An 11,131-nucleotide genomic window follows, 5' to 3' on the forward strand; every position below is an offset into this window, starting at 1 on the left:
CCTTGAGGAGAATCAGTGTGATCAACAAAAACAACAATAACTCTACGGTCATCGGTTCGAGCGCGTTTCAGCTCAGCAGCCTGGCGGCAGCCGTAGCGCTGGTGTCCACGCCGGTATGGGCCGGTGAAACCTTTGAGTTCGACAACGGCGCGACCATCGACTGGTCGGTGACCACCAGCTATGGCATCGGCGTGCGCACCGGCAGTCAGAGCGATCGCTTGCTGACGGTCAACGCCGACGATGCCAACCGCAACTTCGACAGCGGCAGCCTGACCACCAACCGTGTGGGTGCGCTGGGGGAAATGATCCTGCGTAAGGACAACTATGGCGCCGTGCTGCGTGCCAGTACCTTCTACGACGATGTCTACCACCGCAAGAACGACAACGATTCGCCCGCCACCGTGAACAAGAGCGGCAGCAACGACGAATTCACCAGTGACACCCGTTACTACAGCGGCGGTCGCAGCAAATTCCTCGATGCCTATGTGTTCAGCGGCTGGCGTTTTGACAACGACACCATGCTTGACGTCAAGGCCGGGCGGCACATCGAATCCTGGGGCGAGAGCCTGTTCTACCCCGGGGTCAACGGCGTACAAAACCCGTCTGACGCGGTGAAAGCCTCGCAACCGGGGGTCGAGGTCAAGGAAATCCTCTTGCCGGTGGGCCAGTTCTCCGGCTCGTTCCGACTGAACCCCCAGCTGACCTTCGGTGCGTACGTGCAGTATGAATGGAAGGGCACTGAACTGCCGCCAGTGGGCAGCTACCTGTCGGGCAGCGACGTGGTCGGGCCTGGTCGCGAGTTCATCTACGCCAACGGCCAGAAGATCGCCTACCGCGGCACCGACGAACCGAGTGATGGTGGCCAGTGGGGCGTGCAGATGCGCTACCGTCCGGTACCGGCCCTCGAGCTGTCGCTGTTCCACGTCAACTACCACGACAAGAACCCGGCCACCGCCCTGGTCGGCTACAACCCGCTGCCAGTGGGCGGTGGCCTCAACGCCTTCGTCAGCAATGGCTACCGGATCAAGTACTTCGAAGACATCAAGCTGACCGGCATCAGCGCCTCGACCAAGATCGGCGACACCCAGGTCGGCGCCGAATGGTCGTACCGCGACGGTGCGCCGGTGATGGTCAATACCGGACTTGGCGCCGTACCGGCCAAGGGCAAGGGCCAGCAAATGCAATTGTCGGCGGTGCGCATTTTGGGTGACCGTCCCTGGGCCAACCAGACAACGCTGACGGCCGAAGTCATCCGCGTGCAGGTCGACAGTGTCGAATCCACTTCGGCCGCGCCCAACCTGCAAGGCGTGAACCTATTACCCTCTTTGGCACCTCTAGTGGCCTCTTCCGATGACTACACCTACAGCACAGCCGCGGGTTACCGCACCAAGTCTTCCAGCGCCTACACCGTGGGCGCATCGTTCAGTTATCCGGGAGTTTTCCAAGGCTGGGATCTGGAAGTCCCCTTCAGTTTCTCCAACGTCTTCAGCGGCTCCACGCCCATGGCCGGCAGCATCTCCGGCGTGCAAGGTGACCGACGCCTGAGCGCGGGCACGACCTTCAAGTACCTGGGCAACCTGGAACTCGGGTTGAGATACATCTCTTATCTGGGTGCAGCTGATCCGATCGACCGTCCGTTCGCCGACCGCGACTACGCCACGTTCTCGATGAAATACACCTTCTGATCGACCCCCCAAGATCCGGGTCGCCGTGGTGCGCCCGGAGCTTCAACACAACCTGGAATAGGCCGCGGCTGAACGCTTCGGCATGGAGGCACTATGGGACTCAAAGGGCATGCGGCCATCGTCGGCAGCGCACAATACAAACCGGAAAAATATTCGACCGCGCCCAAGATGTTTCACCTCGAGCAAGTCGCCGACCTGGCGGCACAGGCCCTGCGCGATGCCGGTCTCAAGGCCTCGGACCTCGATGGGCTGGTGATCAACGGCCCGCACTTTCACGAGGCTTCGGTGTTCGTACCGGCGATGGCCGCCGAATACCTGGGCCTGCGACTGAACTTCGCCGAAGTGGTGGACCTGGGTGGATGCACCTCGGTAGGCATGGTCTGGCGCGCTGCCGCCGCCATCGAACTGGGGCTGTGCCAGGCCGTGCTGTGCGTCATTCCTGCGCGCATGGCGCCGCTGGGACCCGACGAAGATCCCGGCTGGATGGCCCGCTCCATGCGTTTCGGCGGACACAGCACCGCGTTTGGCGCGCCGGAAGCCGAGTTCGACCTGCCTTATGGGCACATGGGCCAGAACACCGGCTACGCGATGATCGCCCAGCGTTATGCCGCACAGTACGACTACGACCAGCGGGCGATGGCCAAGATCGCCGTCGACCAGCGCACCAATGCCCTGGCCAACCCGCAAGCCATGTTCTATGGCCAGCCGTTGACCATCGAGCAGGTCCTGGCGAGCAAAATGGTCGCCGACCCTCTCCACGTCCTCGAGATCGTCATGCCGGTGGCCGGTGGCGCCGCGCTGATCATCACCAACAAGGAAGTGGCGGCACGGGCCCGCAAACGTCCGGCCTTTATCACCGGTTTTGGCGAGCACCTGGCATTCAAGTCGCCATCGTATGCCGAGGACATGCTGCGCACGCCGATTGGCCCGGCTTCCGAGCGGGCCTTTGCCATGGCGGGCCTCAAGCCCAAGGACGTCGATGCCGCACAGATATACGACTGCTACACCATCACCACTTTGCTGACCCTGGAAGACGCCGGTTTCTGTGGCAAGGGCGAGGGCATGGCCTTCGTGCGTGAACACGACCTGACCTGGCGTGGCGATTTCCCGATGAACACCCATGGCGGGCAACTCAGCTTCGGCCAGTCGGCCTCGGCCGGTGGCATGAGCCAGGTGATCGAGGCGGTGACGCAGATCGCCGGCGCGGCCGGCGAGCGCCAACTGGGGCGCTGCGACAGCGTCTACGTCTCCGGCACCGGCGGCGTGATGAGCGAGCAGGGCGCATTGATACTTCAGGGAGCATAAGCACATGTCCAACAACAAACCGATGCCGGTCGCGACGCAGATCTCCGCACCGTTCTGGGAGGGCCTGAAGGCTCGCCGCCTGTTGATCCAGCAATGCAATGCCTGTACGCACTGGAATTTCTACCCGCGCCGGCATTGCCCGGTGTGCCTGGAACATGATTTGGCCTGGCGCGAAGTCGACGGCGCCGCGACGCTGTACAGCTACACGGTGACGCGCATTGCCACCTTGCCCGATTTCATGGATGAAATGCCGCAGAAGCTGGCAGTAGTAGAGCTGGCCCAAGGGGTGCGCATCAACACCAACCTGGTGGGCCTCGAAGAAGACGAAATCCGCATCGGCATGGCCTTGCAGCCGGTGTTCGCCGAAGTCGATGCCAAGGGCAACCGCCTGCTGCGTTTCACCGGAGTGGACAAGGATGCGGCGAGTCTTGAATCGCTGCCGGCGCAGGACAGCGAACCGGCGCCCGTGGCATCGGAGCAGCCACCAGTGCGGCAGATCGACCTCAACGATGGACCGGCCTTGCAGGCCCTGGTCAGCGATCAATTCAGCGACTGGAGCAACGTGGTGGTGGTCGACCAGGCGCTGATCGACGCCTTCGCCCAGTTGTCGGGCGACGATTACTGGATCCATACCGATCCGGAGCGCGCCCGCCTGCAAAGTCCGTTCGGCGGCACGATCGCCCACGGCGCGCTGGTGCAGGTGCTGCAGTCACGGATGAAACTGGCACTGGGCTTCGAAATCAGCGGTTTCACCACCCAGGTCAACTACGGCTCCGATCGCCTGCGCTTCCCGGCGCCAGTACCGGCCGGCTCGCGCATCCATTCGCGGGCGCGGGTGAAAAAGGTCGATCTGTCGGCCCGTGGCACCCAGCTGACCCTGGAACTCACCACCCACGTGGTGGGCCAGGACCGGCCATCGGTGATCAACGACCTGGTCATCCTGTACCTCGCCTGACACCGCGACGCCTGGTTCCTGTAGGAGCCAGGCTTGCCGGCGAAGAACGATGACGCGGAACACCAGATATACCGCGGCGCCTGGTTCCTTGTAGGAGCCAGGCTTGCCGGCGAAAAACGATGACGCGGTGCGACAGGTACATCGCAGCGCCTGCTTCGCGGGCAAGCCTCGCGCCTACAGACAAACAATGATTTCACGGTGCGCCGGTTGCACCGCGTCACCCGTTCGCGATCTCCCTGCGGTCCTGTGCCATTTGCGCCAATCCATAAGCCATTTGGACGATGTGTGACCCACCCCTTGCGCCGACTATTGCCCAGGAGGCAACGCCCGATTCGGTTGCCTCGCATGCCCTGGCGCCTGACAAGAACAAGAGGATTGGCCTATGACTTGCCCTATGCACGCGTGCCCCGAACAGGAGCGTTGCTCATGCGCTCTGTGATCGGCTACCTGGTCTGCCTGGTGGTCGCCCTGACCATCGGCTACACCTTTTCCCCAAAATCCCCACCGCAGGCACAGCTCTTGGCCACACGCCCTGACCGGGTGCAGATCAACGGCCTGCTCAACCTTGGCTCGCGCGTGGTCGCCGTGGGCGAGCGCGGCAGCATCCTGCTCAGCGACGACCAGGGCGTCAGCTGGCAGCCCGCCAGTGTCGCCCCGCAACGCGATGCCACCTTGACTGCCTTGGTGGCGCTGGACCCGCAGCGCTTGCTGGCGGTGGGGCATGACGGCTTGATCCTGCGTTCCACGGACGCTGGCAGCCATTGGCAGGAAATCCGCTACGACAGCGATTTGGGCGAGCCATTGCTGGGGATCTGGAGCAGCGGTGGCGACAACGTCATGGCGTTCGGCAGCTTTGGCAAGTTCTATCAATCTTCCGATGCCGGACAGACCTGGACACCGCAGGTCCTGGACATCGACAGCGCACACCTCAACAGCATGGCCGGTGGCGATGATGGCCGACGCATGCTGGTGGGCGAACAGGGCCTGGTCCTGCGCACGGCTGATGGCGGCCAGCATTGGCAAACCTTGCCGGCGTTCTACAGCGGTTCGCTGTTCGGCATCGTGCGCCTGAGCGCGAATAATTGGGTGACTTATGGCATGCGCGGGCATGTGTACGTCAGCCACGACTTCGGCGACAGCTGGACCCAGATCGACGTGGGTAATCAACTGCCGCTGTACGGCCATGTACTGCTGCCCGATCGCTCGGGCCTGGTGATCGTCGGCGCCGGCAGCTCGGTGGTGCGCCTGGATGCACAGGGTGCACTGGTAGGTGTCGCGCGGCTGGCCGGGCTCGGTACGTTGACCTCGGCGACGATGGTGGGCTCGCGCCTGCTGGTGGGTGGCGAGCGTGGGGTATTGCAGGGTTCAGGTGGCAGCGTTGCTGCCCTAGTGGCCACACAGGCCACCCAGTAAATGAGAGGCAGGCAATGAATCAAGGTAAACACTGGGTGACGCGTTGCGTCGAAACGTGCGCGGACTACCTGATGGCCTGGCGCAAGGGACTGCTGTTGCTGTTTGTCCTGGTGACGCTGGGCCTGGGCTATAGCGCAACCCACACGCAACTGGACCCGGGCTTCAACAAACAGATCCCGGTGCGTCATGAGTACATGGTCAACTTTCTCAAGTTCAGCCGTTACTTCACCGGCGCCAACCGTTTCCTGGTCAGCGTGCGCTGGAAAGGCGAGGGCGACATCTACAATGCCGAGTACCTGGAGACCCTGCGCAAAGTCACCGACGACGTGTTTTTCATTTCCGGAGTCAGCCGTCCCAGCGTGACGTCGCTGTTTACCGCCAACGTGCGCTATATCGAAATTACCGAGGAAGGCTTCTTCGGCGACGTGGTGGTGCCACCGCGCTTCAGCGGCACCCCTGAGGACCTGGCGCAGGTGCGCAGCAACACCGCGGCGTCCGGACAGGTCGGCCGCCTGGTGGCCAACGACCTGAAGTCGGCCATGGTCCGTGCCGACTTGCAGGACACTGACCCCAAGACCGGCCAGCCAGTCTCCTATGTCGAAATCGCCAAGCGCCTGGAAGAGGTTCGAGGCAAATACAACAGCCCTGATATCGAGATCAACATTGTCGGCTTCGCCAAACTGGTGGGCGACGTGGTCGAAGGGCTGAACACGGTGATCGGCTTCTTTGTCGTCGCATTTGTGATCACCGGGTTACTACTGTGGCTGTACTCGCGTTCCCTGCGCCTGACCGTGGTGGCGCTGCTGGTAGCGTTGTTGCCGGTGGTCTGGCTGCTGGGGTTGTTACCGCTGTTGGGGTTGGGCATCGATCCGATGTCGATCCTGGTGCCGTTCCTGATCTTCTCCATCGGCGTATCCCATGCGGTGCAGATGACCAATGCCTGGAAGCAGGACGTGCTGGCCGGCAGCAGTTCCAGGGAGGCGGCGCGCCTGGCGTTCTGCAAGATCTTCATCCCCGGCTCCCTGGCCTTGCTGATGAACGCCCTGGGGTTCGCGGTGATCATGATGATCGATATCCCCATCGTCCACGAACTGGGGGTAACGGCCTGCATCGGCGTGATGCTGATGATCATCACCAACAAACTCATGCTGCCGGTGATCATTTCCTACCTGCGCCTGGAACCGGCGCTGTTGCGCCGGGCGCAGGCGCGGCCGGCGGGCAGGCATCGCCTGTGGTGGCGCCTGTCGGCGCTTGCCGAACCGGGACCGGCCCTCGGGGTCTTTGCCGTCAGCCTGTTGCTCCTGGCAGCCGGGGCCTGGAAGGCTCGCGACCTGGCGGTAGGCGACATCGGCGCGGGCGCGCCGGAACTGCGGGCCGATTCACGCTACAACCAGGACAACGCCAAGATCATCAACAGCTACTCCATCGGTCTTGATGTGTTGTCGGTGTTCGTCCAGGTCAAGGGCGTCGACGAAGGCTGCCTGTCACCCACGGTGATGCGTGCGGTGGAAGCCTTCGATTTTCGTATGCGCACCGTCACAAGCGTGCAGTCGATCCAGAGCGTGGCGGATATGGGCAAACGGGTGATCGCCGGCAATAACGAAGGCAATCCGCGCTGGGCGGCCATCCCGGGCTCGCCCCGAGGCCTGAGCCAGGGCGCACGGGCCTATATGCCGGATGACGGGCTGGTCACCGACGGCTGCCAACAGATGCAGATCCTGGTGTTCCTGGCCAACCACGAAGGCAGCACCGTCAGCCATGTGATCAGTGAGGCCAACCGCATCATTGCCGAAGTCAGCTCGCCAGAAGTCGAATTCCTCCTGGCCGGTGGCAACGTCGGGGTGATGGCAGCCTCCAACGAGGCGGTCAAGCGCGCCGAAGTCATCATGCTGGGGGCACTATTCGGATCGGTGGCGTTGTTTTGCTGGCTGACCTTCTTGTCGATCCGCGCGGTGCTGTGCATTCTGGTGCCGCTGGCGATTGTTGCGATCCTGTGCAACGCGCTGATGACCCTGCTTGGGATCGGCCTCAAGGTTGCCACCTTGCCGGTGATGGCGCTGGGAGTGGGGGTGGGCGTCGACTACGGGATTTACCTGTACGAGCGCATCCAGCATGAAATGTTGCGCGGTGCCAATCTGCGGGAGGCGTTCTACGAGGCCATGTGCCAACGGGGTACGGCCGCGGTGTTCACGGCTGTGACCATGTCCATCGGGGTCTGCACCTGGGCGTTCGCACCGTTGAAGTTCCAGGCCGACATGGGCGTGCTGCTGTCGTTCATGTTCCTGGTCAACGTGCTGGGGGCGATTTTCCTCCTGCCGGCGCTGGCGGCCTGGTTCAATCGCGGGCGACCGCTGGTCACCGCACGGGTACGCCAACCGGTACCGGCACACGGGCAGTACCGCTTGAAAAACAGCCCGGCTGCGCGTGATACCGCGCACGAAAAATAATCCTGCCGGACCTATTGTGGAGTCCGCAGGCGCTGGTGAAACTGGCGGGCAAGTAGCAGTCGAGAGAGGGGAGCCCTGGGCTCCCCAGCCGAAATTATAAAAATAACAAGGGAAGGGCACAGTCCTTACCCGAGCGAGAAAAGACTATGCAAAATGGTGACTTGACCCATGAAGCCCTGGCCAGCCTTGGCCTGGACCTTACGCGCTACAACCAGTTGGTGGGCGAGATCTATGAGGGCGCCCTCGATCCAAAACTGATGGCCACGGCGCTTAGGAGCTTTCTCAAACTCTACGATGCCAACTTCGTCACGCTGATCCTGCGGGTGCCGGATCAACCCGATACCGGCGTGATGATCATCGTGGGCGAGATCGAAGGTGCCGGTGATGTCTGTTACATGACCTACCCGCAAACCAATTCACCTTTCGCCAATCAGCCGCTGGACCATGTATTCACCGTGGACGACATCATGAGCTCCACGCAGTGGGAGCAGAACGGCTACTTCAAGATGTTCTGCGAGCCCCATGACGTATACCACCTGATGTGTGCCGACATTTCCACGCCGGACGGCGGCAAACTGCGTTTTCGCATGACCCGCCCTAAACGGGCAGCCAATTTCTCTGCCCATGAACGCGCGGTGTGCGCCAGTTTCCTGCCCCACCTTCGGCGTGCCTCGCAATTGCATAACCTGCTGGACCGCAGTGAATCGCTGAGCGAGTTGTACTCCCAGGCCATCAGCCGGCTATCGGTGGCGACCCTGGTGCTCGACGAGAGCGGCAGCGTGTTGCAGATCAACCCGGTGGCCCAGGAAATCCTCGCCCGTTCCGACGGCTTGAAACTGGTGGGCGGGCGCCTGGAGGCGACTTACCCCAGCGACAACCGCGAGCTGCAACGCTTGATTCGCGCCGCGTTTTCCCCGGATGCTCCAAAAGACGCCGAGGCCATGTCAGTGACCCGTCCTTCCGGACTGGTCGCCCTCGGTGTAGTGGTTGAATCGATACGGTCCCTGGACTGGGCCGAGGAGAAGGGCCAGCCCGCAGCGCTGGTGTACATCCGCGATGCGTCGAGTAAATCCCTGGCCAGCGAGGTGGTGACCAAGCAGTTGTTCAACCTGACCAAGGCCGAAACTGCCCTGGCCATGGAACTGGCCAACGGCCTGTCCCTGGAAGAAGCTGCAGAGGTTCTTAATATCAGACGCAATACCGCGAGGGCGCATTTGCGCTCGATATTCTCCAAGACCGGCGTGCGGCGCCAGACCGAGTTGGTGCGCATCCTGCTCAACAGCGTGGTGGCTTTGGGCAAACCCAGGCTTGGGTTGAAAGTGACGGAAAAGATCAAAGTGCCGCCGCTGCAACTGGCCGTGCCGATTTATCGCCAGGCCTGAACCTGAAGGGCTGCAGGAGCCCGCGTCATCGTTGTAGGAGCCAGGCGCTGCGGTGTATCTGTTGTACCGCGTTATCGTTCTTCGCCGGCAAGCCTGGCTCCTACAGGCGAACCAGACACTGCGGTGTATCGGTCACACCACGGCACCCGGGTTGCCTCTCGTTTCAACACTTCAATTTTTAGTCCGCACGGACGATGCCGTCCCGTGATCGCCCTGTCGATACTGGGCGGACCTATCACGGAGAACCACTATGCCAATAACAGCCATCACCGGCAGCGCCTCGGGAATCGGCGCCGCCGTATCCGTCGCCCTGCGCGCCGCCGGGCACCAGGTTATCGGGATCGATCGCAGCAACGCCGAAGTGATCGCCGACCTGTCCACTGCCCAGGGGCGTGACGCGGCCATCACCCAGGTGCTTGAGCTCAGCGGTGGCGTCCTCGACGGGCTGATCTGCTGCGCCGGGGTCGGTGTCACGGCGCCGACCTGCGGCCTGATTCCGGCGGTCAACTACTTCGGCGTCAGCCAGTTGCTAGATGGCTTGCAAGGTGCGCTTGCCAAGGGCCAGCAACCGGCGGCACTGGTGATCGGCTCGGTGGCGGCGACCCACTCAGGCGTCGACGGTGAGGCGATGGTGGAAGCGATGATTGCAGGCGACGAGGCCCAGGCGCTGGAACTGGCCAATACCCTCGGTCAGCCTCATGTCGCCTATGCGGCCTCCAAATACGCGATCAGCCGCCATGCTCGCAGCCTGGCTGTGAGCTGGGGCAAGCAGGGCATGCGTTTGAACGTGGTGGCGCCGGGTGCGGTGGAAACCCCGCTGCACCAGGCGTCGCTGGATGATGCGCGCTTTGGCCAGGCAACCCGCGATTTTGTCGCACCCCTGGGCCGCTCCAGTAGCCCTGATGAGATCGCTGCAGTGGTGGTCTTCCTGCAATCGTCGCAAGCCTCCTTCGTCCATGGCAGCGTAGTATTTGTCGATGGCGGTATGGACGCCATGGTCCGCGCCCCGCGCTTCTGAAAGGAAATTGCATGAACAAGGTGGCATTCATCACCGGCGCCAGCCGTGGTATCGGTCGCGAGGCGGCGCTGGCGTTCGCCCGCGCCGGTTTCGACCTGGCGATCAGCGCCCGTACCCTCAACGAGGGCGAACAACATGAACATGCCCTGCGCGACGCTGCCGGAGCGCCGCTGGCTGGCAGCCTCAACGGCACTGCGCAGGCGTTGCGCGATCTAGGTTGTCGGGTGCTCGTCGTGCCCATGGACCTGCTCGACAGCGCTTCGGCCCTGGGCGCCTGCCAGGCGGTGCTGGCCGAGTACGGTCGCATTGACGTACTGATCAACAACGCGATCTACCAGGGCAGCGACCTCAACGCCGGGTTCATGGACCTGCAAGCCCAGACCCTGGAGCGGATGTTCCAGGGCTACATCCTCACCCCATTCCTGTTGACCCAGGCGGTGGCGGAACACATGGTGACGCGCGGTGGCGGGGTGGTGATCAATGTTACCTCCGGCGCCGGCGAAAGCGACCCACCGGTGGCGGCGGGCAAGGGCGGTTGGGGTTATGCCTACGGCGCGGGCAAGGCGGCGGTGTCGCGACTCTCCGGGGTAATGGCCACGGAATTGGGTGATCTCGGCGTTCGTGCCTACACCCTTAATCCAGGGGTGGTGACCACTGAAGCGCTCAAGGCGACCATCGGTGACAAGGGGTTGATCGCTTTGCGTTCCGGGAGTGCGCCGCCGCATGTGCCGGCGGCGGTGATGTTGTGGCTGGCTACTGCTGAGCAGGCACCAGGGTTTCAGCGTCGGACGATTGCTGCGCAGCCGTTTGCGTTGGAGCATGGGATTGTTGCTGATTGGCGTTAGGCCAGTGATCGACTGTTTTTTTTCGTGTACATATCCATTCCTGCGGTAACGGCCACCTAGGGTTTCGCTCTTACAGCGAGT

The 11,131-nt window shown here is 62.7% G+C and carries 8 protein-coding genes; all 8 read left to right on the forward strand.

The genetic code is table 11. The annotated features are described in order from the left end of the window. Positions 1–17 precede the first annotated feature (17 nt). Positions 18–1,685: a DUF1302 family protein gene (locus QLG10_RS20955; protein WP_110755020.1), complete on the forward strand. Its 1,668-nt coding sequence runs from the start codon at positions 18–20 to the stop codon at positions 1,683–1,685. 93 nt (positions 1,686–1,778) lie between these two features. After that, positions 1,779–2,990, forward strand: a complete 1,212-nt coding sequence (locus tag QLG10_RS20960) for a thiolase family protein (protein WP_110755019.1) — start codon at positions 1,779–1,781, stop codon at positions 2,988–2,990. A 4-nt stretch (positions 2,991–2,994) separates the two neighbouring features. Beyond that, the gene (locus tag QLG10_RS20965; protein WP_282487954.1) at positions 2,995–3,945 is read left to right on the forward strand and encodes an OB-fold domain-containing protein; all 951 of its coding nucleotides are present in this window, start codon (positions 2,995–2,997) and stop codon (positions 3,943–3,945) included. Positions 3,946–4,371: 426 nt separating this feature from the next. Next, on the forward strand, positions 4,372–5,358 hold the full coding sequence (locus QLG10_RS20970) for a YCF48-related protein (RefSeq protein WP_282487955.1): 987 nt from the start codon (positions 4,372–4,374) through the stop codon (positions 5,356–5,358). A gap of 14 nt (positions 5,359–5,372) precedes the next feature. Further along, the gene (locus tag QLG10_RS20975) at positions 5,373–7,805 is read left to right on the forward strand and encodes an MMPL family transporter (protein WP_282487957.1); all 2,433 of its coding nucleotides are present in this window, start codon (positions 5,373–5,375) and stop codon (positions 7,803–7,805) included. A gap of 146 nt (positions 7,806–7,951) precedes the next feature. Continuing rightward, positions 7,952–9,187, forward strand: coding sequence for a helix-turn-helix transcriptional regulator (locus tag QLG10_RS20980; protein WP_110755014.1), 1,236 nt, complete (start codon positions 7,952–7,954; stop codon positions 9,185–9,187). A 250-nt stretch (positions 9,188–9,437) separates the two neighbouring features. Continuing rightward, entirely contained in the window at positions 9,438–10,205 is a 768-nt protein-coding gene (locus tag QLG10_RS20985; protein ID WP_282487958.1) for an SDR family oxidoreductase, read from the forward strand. A gap of 11 nt (positions 10,206–10,216) precedes the next feature. Next, positions 10,217–11,050: an SDR family NAD(P)-dependent oxidoreductase gene (locus QLG10_RS20990; protein ID WP_020800085.1), complete on the forward strand. Its 834-nt coding sequence runs from the start codon at positions 10,217–10,219 to the stop codon at positions 11,048–11,050. Positions 11,051–11,131 lie beyond the last annotated feature (81 nt).

It is taken from the genome of Pseudomonas sp. V98_8, assembly GCF_029967975.1.
Taxonomy (GTDB): Bacteria; Pseudomonadota; Gammaproteobacteria; order Pseudomonadales; family Pseudomonadaceae; genus Aquipseudomonas; species Aquipseudomonas umsongensis.